Consider the following 15,162-nt stretch of genomic DNA (forward strand, 5'->3'; position numbering starts at 1 on the left):
TCCAGTCAGTTGCGGAACGGGAATTTGAAGGCGCGCAACAGGGCACGACCCTCATCATCCGTACGGGCGGTGGTGGTCAGGGTGATGTCCAGACCGCGCAGCGCATCGATTTTGTCGTAATCGATTTCCGGGAAGATGATCTGCTCTTTGACGCCCATGCTGTAGTTGCCACGACCGTCGAAGGACTTGGCATTCAGGCCGCGGAAGTCACGCACGCGCGGCAGGGAGATGGACAGCAGACGATCGAGGAACTCGTACATACGCTCGCGACGCAGGGTTACCTTGACGCCGATCGGCCAACCTTCACGAACCTTGAAGCCTGCAATCGACTTACGGGCATGAGTCACTACGACTTTCTGACCGGTGATCTTTTCCAGGTCGGCAACGGCGTTCTCGATGACTTTCTTGTCACCGATCGCTTCGCCCAGGCCCATGTTCAGGGTGATCTTGGTGATGCGCGGAACTTCCATCACGTTGGCGAGCTTAAGTTCTTCCTTAAGCTTCGGCGCGATTTCTTTCCGATAAATCTCTTTTAGTCGTGCCATGGTCTTCTACCTAGCAGTGTTCAAGCATCAACCGCTTTTTGGGTCGACTTGAAGACACGAATTTTCTTACCGTCCTCAACCTTGAAACCAACGCGGTCAGCCTTGTTGGTTTCACCGTTGAAAATGGCCACGTTAGAAGCGTGCAGCGGCGCTTCCTTCTCGACGATACCGCCTTGAACGCCCGACATCGGGTTCGGCTTGGTATGGCGCTTGACCAGGTTGATCCCGCCAACGACCAGACGGTCGTCCGCGAGCACCTTCAGCACCTTACCGCGCTTACCCTTGTCCTTGCCGGCGATCACGATGATCTCGTCGTCACGACGAATCTTTTGCATGTCGGATCTCCTTACAGCACTTCAGGGGCGAGCGAGACGATCTTCATGAACTTCTCGGAACGCAGTTCACGGGTCACGGGCCCGAAGATACGGGTACCGATCGGCTCTTGCTTGTTGTTCAGCAGAACAGCAGCATTGCCGTCGAAGCGGATGATCGAACCGTCGGCACGGCGCACGCCGTGACGGGTGCGAACCACAACCGCGGTCATGACCTGACCTTTCTTCACTTTGCCGCGCGGAATTGCTTCCTTGACGGTGACCTTGATGATGTCGCCGATACCGGCGTAGCGACGATGGGAGCCGCCCAGCACCTTGATGCACATGACGCGACGTGCACCACTGTTGTCAGCCACATCGAGCATGGATTGAGTCTGAATCATAAAATTTCTCCGACCCCTAGCCCTTAGACTTCGACTGCGCGTTCGAGGACTTCAACCAGGGCCCAAGACTTGGTCTTGGCCAGCGGACGGGTTTCGCGAATGGAAACCTTGTCGCCGATGTGGCACTGGTTGTTCTCGTCGTGCGCGTGCAGCTTGGTCGAACGCTTGACGTATTTGCCGTAGATCGGGTGCTTGACGCGACGCTCGATCAATACGGTGATGGTCTTGTCCATCTTGTCGCTGACAACACGGCCGGTCAGCGTACGGACTGTTTTTTCGGCTTCAGCCATGATCACTTACCTGCCTGCTGGTTGAGCACAGTTTTCACACGAGCGATGTCGCGCTTAACTTGCGAGAGCAGGTGAGACTGCCCCAACTGGCCAGTTGCTTTCTGCATACGCAGATTGAACTGGTCGCGCAGCAGGCCGAGCAGTTGCTCGTTCAGCTGCTGTGCTGATTTTTCACGAAGTTCATTCGCTTTCATCACATCACCGTCCGCTTAACAAAGGTGGTGGCGAGCGGCAGCTTTGCAGCAGCCAGGGCGAAAGCCTCACGCGCCAGCTCTTCGGAAACGCCTTCGATCTCGTACAGGACCTTGCCTGGCTGGATCTGGGCTACCCAATATTCAACGCCACCCTTACCTTTACCCATCCGCACTTCGAGAGGCTTCTTGGTAACCGGCTTGTCGGGGAACACGCGAATCCAGATCTTGCCGCCACGCTTAACGTGACGGGTCAGAGCACGACGAGCGGACTCGATCTGGCGGGCGGTGAGACGACCGCGGGCGACAGACTTCAGCGCGAATTCGCCGAAGCTGACCTTGCTACCGCGCTGAGCCAGGCCACGGTTGTGGCCGGTCATCTGCTTGCGGAACTTCGTACGCTTTGGTTGCAACATTTGGCGTACCCCTTACTTGGCAGCTTTTTTACGAGGAGCGGGTGCCTGCGGCTTCAGCTCTTCATGGCGACCACCAATCACTTCGCCCTTGAAGATCCAAACCTTGACACCGATCACACCGTAGGTGGTGTGCGCTTCGTACGTGGCATAGTCGATATCGGCACGCAGGGTGTGCAGCGGCACACGACCTTCGCGATACCATTCGGTACGGGCGATTTCAGCACCGCCGAGACGACCGCTCACTTGGATCTTGATGCCCTTGGCACCAATGCGCATGGCGTTCTGTACAGCGCGCTTCATGGCGCGACGGAACATCACGCGACGCTCCAGCTGCTGAGCTACGCTCTGCGCAACCAGCATACCGTCGAGCTCCGGCTTGCGGATCTCTTCGATATTGATGTGCACCGGCACACCCATTTGCTTGGTCAGGTCCTGACGCAGCTTCTCAACATCTTCACCTTTCTTGCCGATCACGATACCGGGACGGGCGGTGTGGATGGTGATGCGTGCGGTTTGAGCCGGGCGAGCGATGTCGATACGGCTTACGGACGCGCTTTTTAGTTTGTCTTGGAGATACTCACGCACCTTCAGATCAGCGAACAGGTAGTCCGCATAAGTCCGACCGTCTGCGTACCAGACGGAGGTGTGCTCCTTGACGATTCCCAGGCGAATGCCAATGGGATGTACTTTCTGACCCATCTGATCGACTCCGTTACTTGTCCGCAACCTTGACAGTGATATGGCAAGACCGCTTGACGATGCGATCAGCGCGGCCCTTGGCACGCGGCATGATGCGCTTCAGCGAACGCCCTTCGTTGACGAACACGGTGCTGACCTTCAGGTCATCAACGTCTGCGCCTTCGTTGTGCTCGGCGTTGGCTACGGCCGACTCCAGCACCTTCTTCATGATTTCCGCGGCTTTCTTACTGCTGAAAGCCAACAGGTTGAGCGCTTCGCCCACCTTCTTCCCGCGGATCTGGTCGGCGACCAAGCGGGCTTTCTGGGCGGAGATTCGAGCGCCCGACAACTTAGCGGCTACTTCCATCTTTCCTTACCCCTTAACGCTTGGCTTTCTTGTCAGCCACGTGCCCGCGATAGGTGCGGGTACCGGCGAACTCGCCCAGTTTGTGACCGACCATGTCTTCGTTCACCAGGACCGGGACATGCTGACGACCGTTATGTACAGCGATGGTCAGACCGACCATCTGCGGCAGGATCATCGAACGGCGCGACCAGGTTTTCACCGGCTTGCGATCGTTCTTCTCCACCGCCACTTCGATCTTCTTCAGTAGGTGAAGATCAATAAAAGGACCTTTTTTCAGAGAACGTGGCACTGTCGTATCCCTCTATTTACTTGCGACGACGGACGATCATGTTATCGGTGCGCTTGTTACCACGAGTCTTCGCGCCCTTAGTCGGGAAGCCCCATGGAGACACCGGATGACGACCACCAGAGGTACGACCTTCACCACCACCGTGTGGGTGGTCGACCGGGTTCATGGCAACACCACGAACGGTCGGGCGAACGCCACGCCAGCGCTTGGCACCGGCCTTACCCAGCGAACGCAGGCTGTGCTCGGTATTCGAGACTTCGCCCAGGGTCGCACGGCACTCGGCCAGCACTTTGCGCATTTCGCCGGAGCGCAGACGCAGAGTCACATAGACGCCTTCGCGGGCGATCAGCTGAGCCGAAGCACCAGCGGAACGTGCGATCTGGGCGCCCTTGCCCGGCTTCAGCTCGATACCGTGAACGGTCGAACCCACCGGAATGTTGCGCAGCTGCAGGCTGTTACCGGCCTTGATCGGCGCCATCGAGCCAGACACCAGCTGATCGCCAGCACTCACGCCCTTGGGGGCGATGATGTAGCGACGCTCGCCGTCGGCGTACTTCAGCAGAGCGATGTGAGCAGTACGGTTCGGATCGTATTCGATGCGCTCGACAGTGGCTGGGATGCCATCTTTGTCGTTGCGACGGAAGTCGACCAGACGGTAATGCTGCTTGTGACCACCACCGATATGACGGGTGGTAATACGGCCATTGTTGTTACGACCGCCAGACTTCGACTTCTTCTCGAGCAGCGGAGCGTAAGGAGCGCCTTTGTGCAGCTCCTGATTGACCACCTTGACCACAAAACGGCGGCCAGCGGAAGTCGGTTTGCATTTAACGATTGCCATGATGCACCCCTTCCTTACTCAGCACTGCTGGCGAAATCGAGATCTTGGCCCGGCTGAAGGGAGATGATCGCCTTCTTCCAGTCGTTACGCTTGCCCAGACCGCGAGCGGTGCGCTTGCTCTTACCCAGAACGTTCTGAGTAGTCACGCGCTCAACCTTCACGCTGAACAGGCTTTCGACGGCCTTCTTGATTTCCAGCTTGGTTGCATCGGTTGCAACCTTGAAAACGAACTGGCTTTTCTTGTCAGCCAGAAGTGTGGCCTTCTCGGAGATGTGCGGGCCAAGCAGCACTTTGAATACGCGTTCCTGGTTCATCCCAGCAGCTCCTCGAATTTCTTCACGGCAGAAACGGTGACCAGCACCTTTTCATACGCGATCAGACTGACCGGATCGGAACCCTGCACGTCGCGAACATCGACGTGTGGCAGGTTGCGCGCGGCCAGGTACAGATTCTGGTCAACAGCATCGGACACGATCAGAACGTCGTTCAGACCCATGCCGTTCAGCTTGCTCAACAAGGCCTTGGTTTTCGGCACTTCTACGGAGAAGTCCTCGACCACGACCAGACGGTCGGTACGCACCAGCTCAGCAAGAATGGAACGCAGTGCAGCGCGGTACATCTTCTTGTTCAGCTTCTGGTCGTGATTCTGCGGGCGAGCCGCGAAGGTCACGCCACCGCCACGCCAGATCGGACCACGAGTGGTACCGGCACGGGCACGACCGGTGCCCTTCTGACGCCAGGGGCGCTTGCCGCCGCCGGACACGTCGGAACGGGTCTTCTGCTGCTTGCTGCCCTGACGGCCGCCAGCCATGTAGGCCACAACTGCTTGGTGAACCAGGGTCTCGTTGAACTCGCCACCGAAGGTCGCTTCGGAAACTTCGATCGCCTGAGCGCCATTTACATTTAATTGCATGTCAGCTTCCCCTTAACCGCGAGCCTTGGCTGCCGGACGCACAACCAGGTTGCTGCCAGTAGCGCCCGGAACGGCACCCTTGACCAGCAGCAGGTTGCGTTCAGCGTCGACGCGCACTACTTCGAGGGACTGCACAGTCACACGCTCAGCACCCATGTGACCGGACATTTTCTTGCCCTTGAAGACGCGACCCGGAGTCTGGCACTGGCCGATGGAGCCCGGAACGCGGTGGGACACGGAGTTACCGTGAGTGTTGTCTTGGCCGCGGAAGTTCCAACGCTTGATGGTACCGGCAAAGCCTTTACCCTTGGACTGACCGGTGACATCCACCAGCTGACCAGCTTGGAAAATTTCAGCGTTGATCTGGTCGCCGGCCTGGTAGTCGCCGTCTTCGAGACGGAACTCCCAAACACCACGACCCGCCGCGACGTTCGCCTTGGCGAAGTGACCGGCCTGAGCCTTGCTGACACGAGAGGCGCGACGCTCGCCAACAGTGACCTGCACTGCGCGATAGCCATCGGACTCTTCAGTCTTGAACTGGGTGACGCGATTCGGCTCGATCTCGATGACCGTGACCGGAATGGAGACACCTTCTTCGGTGAAAATGCGGGTCATGCCGCACTTACGACCGACTACACCAATAGTCATGTTGTAAACCTCATGAGTGTACGGGGCTTTCACCCGCTATGGCCGCCCATTTCAGAGCGTTACACGACTAAAACCCCAGGGTTTTAGCCGAGGCTGATCTGCACTTCCACGCCAGCCGCAAGATCGAGCTTCATCAGCGCGTCGACGGTTTTATCCGTCGGCTGGACGATGTCCAGAACACGCTTGTGGGTACGAATTTCATACTGATCCCGCGCGTCTTTGTTGACGTGCGGAGAAGTCAGTACGGTGTACCGCTCTTTGCGGGTAGGCAGAGGAATCGGACCACGCACCTGAGCACCAGTACGTTTCGCGGTTTCCACGATTTCCTGGGTAGATTGATCGATCAGGCGATGGTCAAAAGCCTTCAACCGAATACGGATTTGTTGGTTTTGCATTTTGACCTCAGATTCCAAGCTGCTATTCCCAACGGACGCAATACGCCCGTTAAAAGGAGGCGCAATTCTATAGACGCCCCCCAGGAGTGTCAACCCAATAAAAAAGCCCCCGCAAGCGGGGGCCTTTCTAGATCAGCCGATTACTCGACGATCTTGGCAACCACGCCGGCACCAACGGTACGGCCGCCTTCGCGAATCGCGAAACGCAGGCCGTCTTCCATGGCGATCGGCTTGATCAGGGTGACAACCATCTTCACGTTGTCGCCCGGCATTACCATCTCGACGCCTTCCGGCAGCTCGCAAGAACCGGTCACGTCGGTGGTACGGAAGTAGAACTGCGGACGGTAGCCCTTGAAGAACGGGGTGTGACGACCACCTTCTTCCTTGGACAGCACGTACACTTCGGCTTCGAACTTGGTGTGCGGCTTGATGGTGCCCGGCTTGGCCAGAACCTGGCCACGCTCTACGTCGTCACGCTTGGTGCCACGCAGCAGGACGCCACAGTTCTCACCGGCACGACCTTCGTCGAGCAGCTTGCGGAACATCTCGACACCGGTGCAGGTGGTCTTGGTGGTGTCACGCAGACCGACGATCTCGATTTCTTCCTGGATCTTGACGATGCCGCGCTCGACACGACCGGTTACCACGGTACCGCGGCCGGAGATGGAGAACACGTCTTCGATCGGCATCAGGAACGGCTTGTCGATGGCACGAACCGGCTCAGGGATGTAGGTATCCAGAGTCTCGACCAGCTTCTTGACCGCAGTGGTGCCCAGCTCGTTGTCGTCTTCGCCGTTCAGCGCCATCAGCGCGGAGCCGATGATGATCGGCGTGTCGTCGCCCGGGAAGTCATAGGTGGACAGCAGGTCGCGAACTTCCATCTCGACCAGTTCCAGCAGCTCGGCGTCGTCGACCATGTCGGCCTTGTTCAGGAACACGACGATGTACGGAACACCTACCTGACGGGACAGCAGGATGTGCTCGCGAGTCTGCGGCATCGGGCCGTCGGCAGCGGAGCAGACCAGGATAGCGCCGTCCATCTGCGCAGCACCGGTGATCATGTTCTTCACGTAGTCAGCGTGACCCGGGCAGTCAACGTGCGCGTAGTGACGAATGGTGGAGTCGTACTCTACGTGCGCGGTGTTGATGGTGATACCACGAGCCTTCTCTTCCGGGGCGCTGTCGATCTTGTCGAAGTCGACGCGAGCGGAACCGAAAACCTCGGAGCAGACGCGAGTCAGAGCAGCAGTCAGAGTGGTTTTACCGTGGTCAACGTGACCGATGGTGCCGACGTTGACGTGCGGTTTGTTACGTTCGAATTTTTCTTTAGCCACGACAGTGAACCTCTTGCCTAAAGGGCTGAATCAGCCTTGTTTTTTAACGAGGGCTTCGACGATGTTCGCCGGAGCTTCCGAGTACTTGGAGAATTCCATGGAGTAGCTTGCGCGCCCCTGGGACATGGAACGGACGTCGGTCGCATAACCGAACATCTCGCCCAGCGGCACTTCGGCACGGATAACCTTGCCGGACACCGAGTCCTCCATACCCTGGATCAGACCACGACGACGGTTCAGGTCACCCATCACGTCACCCATGTAGTCCTCAGGGGTTACCACTTCTACCTTCATGATCGGCTCAAGCACGACGCCGCCGCCCTTCTGGGCCAGCTGCTTGGTCGCCATGGAGGCCGCCACCTTGAACGCCATCTCGTTGGAGTCGACGTCATGGTAGGAACCATCGAACACGGTCGCCTTCAGGCCGATCAGCGGATAGCCGGCGACGACGCCGTTCTTCATCTGCTCCTCGATACCCTTCTGGATGGCCGGAATGTATTCCTTCGGAACCACACCACCCACCACCTCGTTGACGAACACCAGTCCTTCCTGGCCTTCGTCTGCAGGCGCAAAGCGGATCCAGCAGTGACCGAACTGGCCACGACCACCGGACTGGCGTACGAACTTGCCTTCGATCTCGCAGTTCTTGGTGATCTTCTCGCGGTAGGAAACCTGCGGCTTGCCGATGTTGGCCTCGACGTTGAACTCGCGCTTCATGCGGTCAACGAGGATGTCCAGGTGCAGCTCGCCCATACCGGAGATGATGGTCTGGCCGGTCTCTTCGTCGGTCTTGACGCGGAACGACGGGTCTTCCTGGGCCAGCTTGCCCAGCGCGATACCCATCTTCTCCTGGTCGGCCTTGGTCTTCGGCTCTACGGCTACCGAGATAACCGGCTCCGGGAAGTCCATGCGCTCGAGGATGATCGGCTTGTCGGCGTTGCACAGAGTGTCGCCAGTGGTGACGTCCTTCATGCCGATCAGAGCCGCGATGTCACCAGCGCGCACTTCTTTGATCTCTTCACGCTGGTTAGCGTGCATCTGCACCATACGACCAACGCGCTCTTTCTTGCCCTTGACCGAGTTGATCACGGAGTCGCCCGAGCTGAGGAAGCCCGAATAGACGCGCACGAAAGTCAGAGTACCAACGAACGGGTCGGTAGCAATCTTGAACGCCAGGGCCGAGAACGGCTCGCTGTCGTCTGCATGACGCTCATCATAGTCAGCATCAACCAGCTCTTCTTTCGGCTTCTCGATGAGGTCAGGGTGAATACCCTTGATCGCCGGGATCTCGGTCGGAGCAGGCAGAAAGTCGATGACGGCATCGAGAACCAGAGGAACACCCTTGTTCTTGAAGGAAGAACCACAGACAGCCGGAACGATCTCGCTAGCCAGGGTGCGCGCACGCAGGCCGGCCTTGATCTCTTCGACGCTCAGCTCACCTTCTTCAAGGTACTTGTTCATCAGCTCTTCGCTGGCTTCGGCAGCAGCCTCAACCATGTTCGAGCGCCACTCTTCAGCCAGCTCCAGCATATCGGCAGGAATCTCTTCCTCACGATAGCTGGTGCCTTTGTCTTCATCGTTCCAGTAGATGGCCTTCATCTTGATCAGATCGACCTGACCCTGGAAGTTATCTTCCGCACCGATGGCCAACTGGATCGGCACCGGAGTGTGGCCCAGACGGTTCTTGATCTGACCGACGACGCGCAGGAAGTTGGCACCCGCACGGTCCATCTTGTTCACGTAAACGACGCGCGGAACGCCGTACTTGTTGGCCTGACGCCATACGGTCTCGGACTGCGGCTCAACGCCCGAAGTGCCACAGAACACCACGACAGCGCCGTCGAGTACGCGCAGCGAGCGCTCTACTTCGATGGTGAAGTCTACGTGGCCGGGGGTATCGATGACGTTGACGCGGTACTTGTCGTACTGGCCACGGGAACCCTGCCAGAAGGTGGTAACGGCAGCGGAGGTAATGGTGATACCGCGCTCCTGCTCCTGCACCATCCAGTCGGTGGTGGCAGCGCCGTCGTGCACTTCGCCCATCTTGTGGCTGAGGCCTGTGTAAAACAGGATCCGCTCGGTAGTGGTGGTCTTGCCCGCGTCGACGTGGGCACAGATACCAATGTTACGGTAGCGGTTAATTGCTGTGGTACGAGCCATAAAGCCCTCGCAAAATTAGTGTTGCCCGAATTAGAAGCGGTAGTGCGAGAACGCCTTGTTGGCTTCTGCCATGCGGTGCACGTCTTCACGCTTCTTGACTGCAGCACCCTTGCCTTCGGCGGCATCCAGCAACTCGCCAGCCAAGCGCAGAGCCATGGACTTCTCGCCACGCTTGCGCGCGTAGTCCACCAGCCAGCGCATGGCCAGAGCGTTACGACGGGACGGGCGAACTTCGACCGGAACCTGGTAAGTCGCACCACCAACACGGCGCGACTTTACTTCGACCAGCGGAGCGATGGCGTCGAGAGCTTTCTCGAAGATCTCCAGGGGATCGCTGTTCTTGCGCGCTTTGACAGTGTCCAGGGCACCGTAAACGATGCGCTCGGCCACGGCCTTCTTGCCGCTTTCCATCACGTGGTTCATGAACTTGGCGAGGATCTGGCTTCCGTATTTCGGATCGTCCAGAATCTCACGCTTGGCTGCTACACGACGTCTTGGCATTGATAAGCCCTCAAACGGTCTTCAGGTTAGCCCGGGACTGCAACACTTGAGTTACGCCCGACCTTACTCTTATCGACTCAATAAATAGAAAATCTGTCAGCTACCGAATCACTTCGGACGCTTGGTACCGTACTTCGAACGACCCTGCTTACGGTCCTTGACGCCGGTGGTATCCAGCGAACCGCGCACGGTGTGGTAACGCACACCCGGAAGGTCTTTTACACGACCGCCACGGATCAGCACCACGCTGTGCTCTTGCAGGTTGTGGCCTTCACCGCCGATGTACGAGGAAACCTCGAAACCGTTGGTCAGACGCACGCGGCATACTTTACGCAGTGCCGAGTTGGGTTTTTTCGGCGTAGTGGTGTACACGCGGGTGCACACGCCACGACGCTGCGGGCAGTTCTGCAGCGCAGGTACGTCGGACTTCTCGACGATACGCTTGCGCGGCTGACGCACCAGCTGGTTAATCGTTGCCATCTATAAGCTCCACTGTTGTCTTTCGACGCTATTGCCCTAAAAAAGCAAAATGGCAGAGCGTAACGCCCTGCCAAATTTAGGGGTGCATGAGTCTAAAGAGACTCGCCCCCCTCGTCAAGGCGAAGCCCCGCGACCGAAGCCGCGGGGCCTTACCTCGATCAGCTGCCGCTGGAGTTCAGCGCCTCGGTCAGTGCGGCTTCCACCTCACTGGCGCTGACGCGGACCGGCTTGTCGGCATCACGCTTGCGCTTGCGCTCGCTGTGATAGGCCAGACCGGTACCGGCGGGGATCAAACGACCGACCACCACGTTTTCCTTCAGACCACGGAGGAAGTCGCGCTTGCCGGTGACCGCGGCCTCGGTAAGGACGCGGGTGGTTTCCTGGAACGACGCCGCCGAGATGAACGACTCGGTGGACAGCGAGGCCTTGGTGATGCCCAGCAGCACGCGGTCGAACTTGGCGATGAAGCGATCGTCGCCCGACAGGCGTTCGTTCTCTTCCAGCACATGGGTCAGCTCGACCTGATCGCCCTTGATGAAGCTGGAGTCGCCCGACTCGGACACTTCGACCTTGCGCAGCATCTGCCGCAGGATGGTCTCGATGTGCTTGTCGTTGATCTTCACGCCCTGCAGACGGTAAACGTCCTGGATCTCGTTGACGATGTACTTGGCCAGGGCACTGACGCCGAGCAGACGCAGGATGTCGTGCGGGTTGCTCGGGCCGTCGGAAATGACCTCGCCCTTGTTCACCTGTTCGCCTTCGAAGACGTTGAGGTGACGCCACTTCGGAATCAGCTCCTCGTACGGATCGCTGCCATCGGTCGGCGTGATCACCAGACGGCGCTTGCCCTTGGTTTCCTTGCCGAAGGAGATGGTGCCGCTGATCTCCGCGAGGATCGACGGCTCTTTCGGCCGGCGCGCCTCGAACAGGTCGGCTACGCGCGGCAGACCACCGGTGATGTCGCGGGTCTTCGAGGTTTCCTGCGGGATACGCGCGATGACGTCACCCACGTTGACCTGACCACCGTCCGCCACGCCGACCAGGGCGTTGGCCGGCAGGAAGTACTGCGCCGGCACGTCGGTACCCGGCAGCAGCAGCTCCTTGCCGGAGGCGTCGACCAGCTTGACCGCCGGACGGATGTCCTTGCCGGAAGCCGGACGGTCCTTCGGATCCAGTACTTCGATATTGGTCAGACCGGTCAGTTCGTCGGTCTGGCGCTTGATGGTGATGCCTTCTTCCATGCCGACGAAGGTCACGGTACCCATCATCTCGGTGACGATCGGGTGGGTGTGCGGGTCCCACTTGGCGACGATGGCGCCCGGCTCGACCTTGTCGCCTTCCTTGACCGAAATCACCGCACCGTACGGCAGCTTGTAGCGCTCGCGCTCGCGACCGAACTCGTCGGCCACCGCCAGCTCGCCGGAACGCGAAACCGCGACCAGGGCGCCGTCCAGGCGCTCGACGTGCTTGAGGTTGTGCAGACGGATGGCACCGCCGTTCTTCACCTGGACGCTGTCGGCCGCGGAGGTCCGGCTGGCCGCACCACCGATGTGGAAGGTACGCATGGTCAGCTGGGTACCCGGCTCACCGATGGACTGGGCGGCGATGACGCCGACCGCTTCACCGATGTTCACCTGGTGACCGCGGGCCAGATCGCGACCGTAGCACTTGGCGCAGATGCCGTAGCGGGTTTCGCAGCTGATCGGCGAGCGCACGATCACTTCGTCGATGCTGTTCAGCTCGATGAATTCGACCCACTGCTCGTCGACCAGGGTGCCGGCCGGCACTATGACTTCGTCGGTGCCCGGCTTGAACACGTCGCGGGCGATGACTCGGCCCAGCACGCGCTCGCCCAGGGGCTCGACCACGTCGCCACCCTCGATGTGCGGCGTCATCAGCAGGCCCTGCTCGGTGCCGCAGTCGACCTCGGTCACCACCAGGTCCTGGGCCACGTCGACCAGGCGACGGGTCAGGTAACCGGAGTTCGCGGTCTTCAACGCGGTATCCGCCAGACCCTTACGCGCACCGTGGGTCGAGATGAAGTACTGCAGAACGCTCAGACCTTCGCGGAAGTTCGCGGTGATCGGCGTCTCGATGATCGAGCCGTCCGGCTTGGCCATCAGGCCACGCATACCGGCGAGCTGACGGATCTGCGCAGCAGAACCCCGCGCACCGGAGTCGGCCATCATGTACATGGAGTTGAAGGACTCCTGATCGACTTCGTTGCCGTCGCGATCGATGACCTTCTCCTTCGAGAGGTTGCCCATCATCGCCTTGGACACTTCGTCGTTGGCCTTGGACCACAGGTCGATCACCTTGTTGTACTTCTCGCCCTGGGTCACCAGGCCGGAGGCGTACTGGCTCTCGATCTCCTTCACTTCCTCGGTGGCGGCATCGATGATCCGCGCCTTCTCGTCCGGGATGACGAAGTCGTTCACGCCGATCGACACGCCGGAGATGGTCGAGTAGGCGAAACCGGTGTACATCAACTGGTCGGCGAAGATCACGGTGTCCTTCAAGCCAACGGTGCGGTAGCACTGGTTGATCAGCTTGGAGATCGCCTTCTTCTTCATCGACTGGTTGACCACGTCGTAAGGCATGCCGGCCGGAACGATCTGGAACAGCAGCGCGCGGCCGACGGTGGTGTCGACAATGCGGGTGTTCTTGGTGATCGAGCCGTCCTTTTCCTTGATGGTCTCGTTGATCCGCACCTTGACGCGGGCGTGCAGCGAGGCCTCGCCGGCGCGGAACACCCGGTCGACTTCCTGCAGGTCGGCGAACACGCGGCCTTCGCCCTTGGCGTTGATCGCCTCGCGGGTCATGTAGTACAGGCCCAGGACCACGTCCTGCGACGGCACGATGATCGGCTCGCCGTTGGCCGGCGAGAGGATGTTGTTGGTCGACATCATCAGCGCGCGCGCTTCCAGCTGGGCTTCCAGCGTCAGCGGCACGTGCACGGCCATCTGGTCACCGTCGAAGTCGGCGTTGTACGCGGCGCAGACCAGCGGGTGCAGCTGGATCGCCTTGCCTTCGATGAGCACTGGCTCGAACGCCTGGATACCCAGACGGTGCAGGGTCGGCGCACGGTTGAGCAGTACGGGGTGTTCGCGGATCACCTCGGCGAGCACGTCCCAGACTTCCGGCAGCTCGCGCTCGACCATCTTCTTGGCGGCCTTGATGGTGGTCGCCAGACCGCGCATTTCCAGCTTGCCGAAAATGAACGGCTTGAACAGCTCCAGGGCCATCTTCTTCGGCAGGCCGCACTGGTGCAGGCGCAGGGTCGGGCCCACGGTGATCACGGAACGACCGGAGTAGTCCACGCGCTTACCCAGCAGGTTCTGACGGAAGCGACCCTGCTTACCCTTGATCATGTCGGCCAGGGACTTCAGCGGACGCTTGTTCGAGCCGGTGATGGCGCGGCCGCGACGGCCGTTGTCGAGCAGGGCGTCGACCGCTTCCTGCAGCATGCGCTTCTCGTTGCGCACGATGATGTCCGGCGCGGAGAGGTCGAGCAGGCGCTTGAGGCGGTTGTTGCGGTTGATCACCCGGCGGTACAGGTCGTTCAGGTCGGAGGTCGCGAAGCGGCCGCCGTCCAGCGGCACCAGCGGACGCAGGTCCGGCGGCAGCACCGGCAGCACGGTGAGGATCATCCACTCCGGCAGGTTGCCGGAGCCCTGGAAGGCTTCCATCAGCTTCAGGCGCTTGGACAGCTTCTTGATCTTGGTTTCCGAGTTGGTCTGCGGAATCTCTTCGCGCAGGCGGCCGATCTCGTGCTCCAGATCGATGGCGTGCAGCAGTTCGCGCACGGCTTCGGCGCCCATGCGCGCGTCGAAATCGTCACCGAACTCCTCGAGGGCCTCGAAGTACTGCTCGTCGTTCAGCAGCTGGCCCTTCTCCAAGGTGGTCATGCCCGGATCGATCACCACGTAGCTCTCGAAATAGAGCACGCGCTCGATGTCACGCAGGGTCATGTCCATCAGCAGGCCGATACGGCTCGGCAGCGACTTGAGGAACCAGATGTGGGCGCAAGGCGAGGCCAGCTCGATGTGCGCCATGCGCTCACGGCGAACCTTGGCCAGCGCCACTTCGACGCCGCACTTCTCGCAGATCACGCCGCGGTGCTTGAGGCGCTTGTACTTGCCGCACAGGCACTCGTAGTCCTTTACCGGGCCAAAGATCTTGGCGCAGAACAGACCATCGCGCTCGGGCTTGAAGGTACGGTAGTTGATGGTTTCCGGCTTTTTAACTTCACCGAACGACCACGAACGGATCATCTCAGGCGAGGCCAATCCGATACGGATGGCGTCGAACTCTTCGATCTGACCCTGGTTTTTCAGCAAATTCAGTAGGTCTTTCAAGGCCTTTCCTCCTGGCGGAGCAGGGAGTGGGCATCACCGCC

The 15,162-nt window shown here is 59.7% G+C and carries 19 protein-coding genes; all 19 read right to left on the bottom strand.

The window, feature by feature from the left end; genetic code table 11:
• Positions 1-5: 5 nt before the first annotated feature.
• Positions 6-545, bottom strand: a complete 540-nt coding sequence (gene rplE / locus I0D00_RS19700) for a 50S ribosomal protein L5 (protein ID WP_013789764.1) — start codon at positions 543-545, stop codon at positions 6-8.
• Positions 546-565: 20 nt separating this feature from the next.
• Complete coding sequence (gene rplX / locus I0D00_RS19705; RefSeq protein ID WP_009397501.1) at positions 566-880, bottom strand: 50S ribosomal protein L24; 315 nt, start codon at positions 878-880, stop codon at positions 566-568.
• A gap of 11 nt (positions 881-891) precedes the next feature.
• Entirely contained in the window at positions 892-1,260 is a 369-nt protein-coding gene (rplN, locus tag I0D00_RS19710; RefSeq protein ID WP_003243907.1) for a 50S ribosomal protein L14, read from the bottom strand.
• Between the two features lie 23 nt (positions 1,261-1,283).
• Positions 1,284-1,550: a 30S ribosomal protein S17 gene (rpsQ, locus tag I0D00_RS19715; protein ID WP_031303185.1), complete on the bottom strand. Its 267-nt coding sequence runs from the start codon at positions 1,548-1,550 to the stop codon at positions 1,284-1,286.
• A gap of 2 nt (positions 1,551-1,552) precedes the next feature.
• Positions 1,553-1,744, bottom strand: coding sequence for a 50S ribosomal protein L29 (rpmC, locus tag I0D00_RS19720; RefSeq protein WP_002555481.1), 192 nt, complete (start codon positions 1,742-1,744; stop codon positions 1,553-1,555).
• Positions 1,744-2,157: a 50S ribosomal protein L16 gene (gene rplP, locus I0D00_RS19725; protein WP_003243901.1), complete on the bottom strand. Its 414-nt coding sequence runs from the start codon at positions 2,155-2,157 to the stop codon at positions 1,744-1,746. The genes rpmC and rplP overlap by 1 nt, the downstream gene beginning before the upstream one ends.
• A gap of 12 nt (positions 2,158-2,169) precedes the next feature.
• A complete protein-coding gene (rpsC, locus tag I0D00_RS19730) occupies positions 2,170-2,856 on the bottom strand; it encodes a 30S ribosomal protein S3 (RefSeq protein WP_010486985.1) in 687 nt (228 codons plus the stop codon).
• Between the two features lie 13 nt (positions 2,857-2,869).
• On the bottom strand, positions 2,870-3,202 hold the full coding sequence (rplV, locus tag I0D00_RS19735; RefSeq protein WP_003103908.1) for a 50S ribosomal protein L22: 333 nt from the start codon (positions 3,200-3,202) through the stop codon (positions 2,870-2,872).
• A gap of 13 nt (positions 3,203-3,215) precedes the next feature.
• Positions 3,216-3,491: a 30S ribosomal protein S19 gene (rpsS, locus tag I0D00_RS19740; protein ID WP_010486981.1), complete on the bottom strand. Its 276-nt coding sequence runs from the start codon at positions 3,489-3,491 to the stop codon at positions 3,216-3,218.
• Positions 3,492-3,507: 16 nt separating this feature from the next.
• Positions 3,508-4,332: a 50S ribosomal protein L2 gene (gene rplB / locus I0D00_RS19745; protein WP_213641495.1), complete on the bottom strand. Its 825-nt coding sequence runs from the start codon at positions 4,330-4,332 to the stop codon at positions 3,508-3,510.
• A gap of 14 nt (positions 4,333-4,346) precedes the next feature.
• Entirely contained in the window at positions 4,347-4,646 is a 300-nt protein-coding gene (gene rplW, locus I0D00_RS19750) for a 50S ribosomal protein L23 (RefSeq protein ID WP_069901955.1), read from the bottom strand.
• Positions 4,643-5,245 (bottom strand): 50S ribosomal protein L4, encoded by a 603-nt coding sequence (gene rplD / locus I0D00_RS19755; protein WP_213641496.1) that lies wholly within the window; start codon positions 5,243-5,245, stop codon positions 4,643-4,645. The genes rplW and rplD overlap by 4 nt, the downstream gene beginning before the upstream one ends.
• A gap of 12 nt (positions 5,246-5,257) precedes the next feature.
• Positions 5,258-5,893 carry a 50S ribosomal protein L3 gene (gene rplC, locus I0D00_RS19760; RefSeq protein ID WP_213641497.1) on the bottom strand — a complete coding sequence of 212 codons (636 nt, stop codon included), beginning with the start codon at positions 5,891-5,893 and terminating at the stop codon, positions 5,258-5,260.
• A gap of 83 nt (positions 5,894-5,976) precedes the next feature.
• The gene (rpsJ, locus tag I0D00_RS19765; RefSeq protein ID WP_213641498.1) at positions 5,977-6,288 is read right to left on the bottom strand and encodes a 30S ribosomal protein S10; all 312 of its coding nucleotides are present in this window, start codon (positions 6,286-6,288) and stop codon (positions 5,977-5,979) included.
• A 140-nt stretch (positions 6,289-6,428) separates the two neighbouring features.
• Positions 6,429-7,622, bottom strand: coding sequence for an elongation factor Tu (gene tuf / locus I0D00_RS19770; RefSeq protein ID WP_213641499.1), 1,194 nt, complete (start codon positions 7,620-7,622; stop codon positions 6,429-6,431).
• 30 nt (positions 7,623-7,652) lie between these two features.
• Positions 7,653-9,782 (bottom strand): elongation factor G, encoded by a 2,130-nt coding sequence (gene fusA, locus I0D00_RS19775; protein WP_213641500.1) that lies wholly within the window; start codon positions 9,780-9,782, stop codon positions 7,653-7,655.
• Between the two features lie 30 nt (positions 9,783-9,812).
• The gene (gene rpsG, locus I0D00_RS19780) at positions 9,813-10,283 is read right to left on the bottom strand and encodes a 30S ribosomal protein S7 (RefSeq protein WP_003246741.1); all 471 of its coding nucleotides are present in this window, start codon (positions 10,281-10,283) and stop codon (positions 9,813-9,815) included.
• Positions 10,284-10,391: 108 nt separating this feature from the next.
• Positions 10,392-10,763: a 30S ribosomal protein S12 gene (rpsL, locus tag I0D00_RS19785; RefSeq protein ID WP_213641501.1), complete on the bottom strand. Its 372-nt coding sequence runs from the start codon at positions 10,761-10,763 to the stop codon at positions 10,392-10,394.
• Positions 10,764-10,921: 158 nt separating this feature from the next.
• Positions 10,922-15,121: a DNA-directed RNA polymerase subunit beta' gene (gene rpoC, locus I0D00_RS19790; RefSeq protein ID WP_213641502.1), complete on the bottom strand. Its 4,200-nt coding sequence runs from the start codon at positions 15,119-15,121 to the stop codon at positions 10,922-10,924.
• Positions 15,122-15,162: the final 41 nt, after the last annotated feature.

This window comes from Pseudomonas lalucatii, from assembly GCF_018398425.1.
GTDB classification, from domain to species: domain Bacteria; phylum Pseudomonadota; class Gammaproteobacteria; order Pseudomonadales; family Pseudomonadaceae; genus Aquipseudomonas; species Aquipseudomonas lalucatii.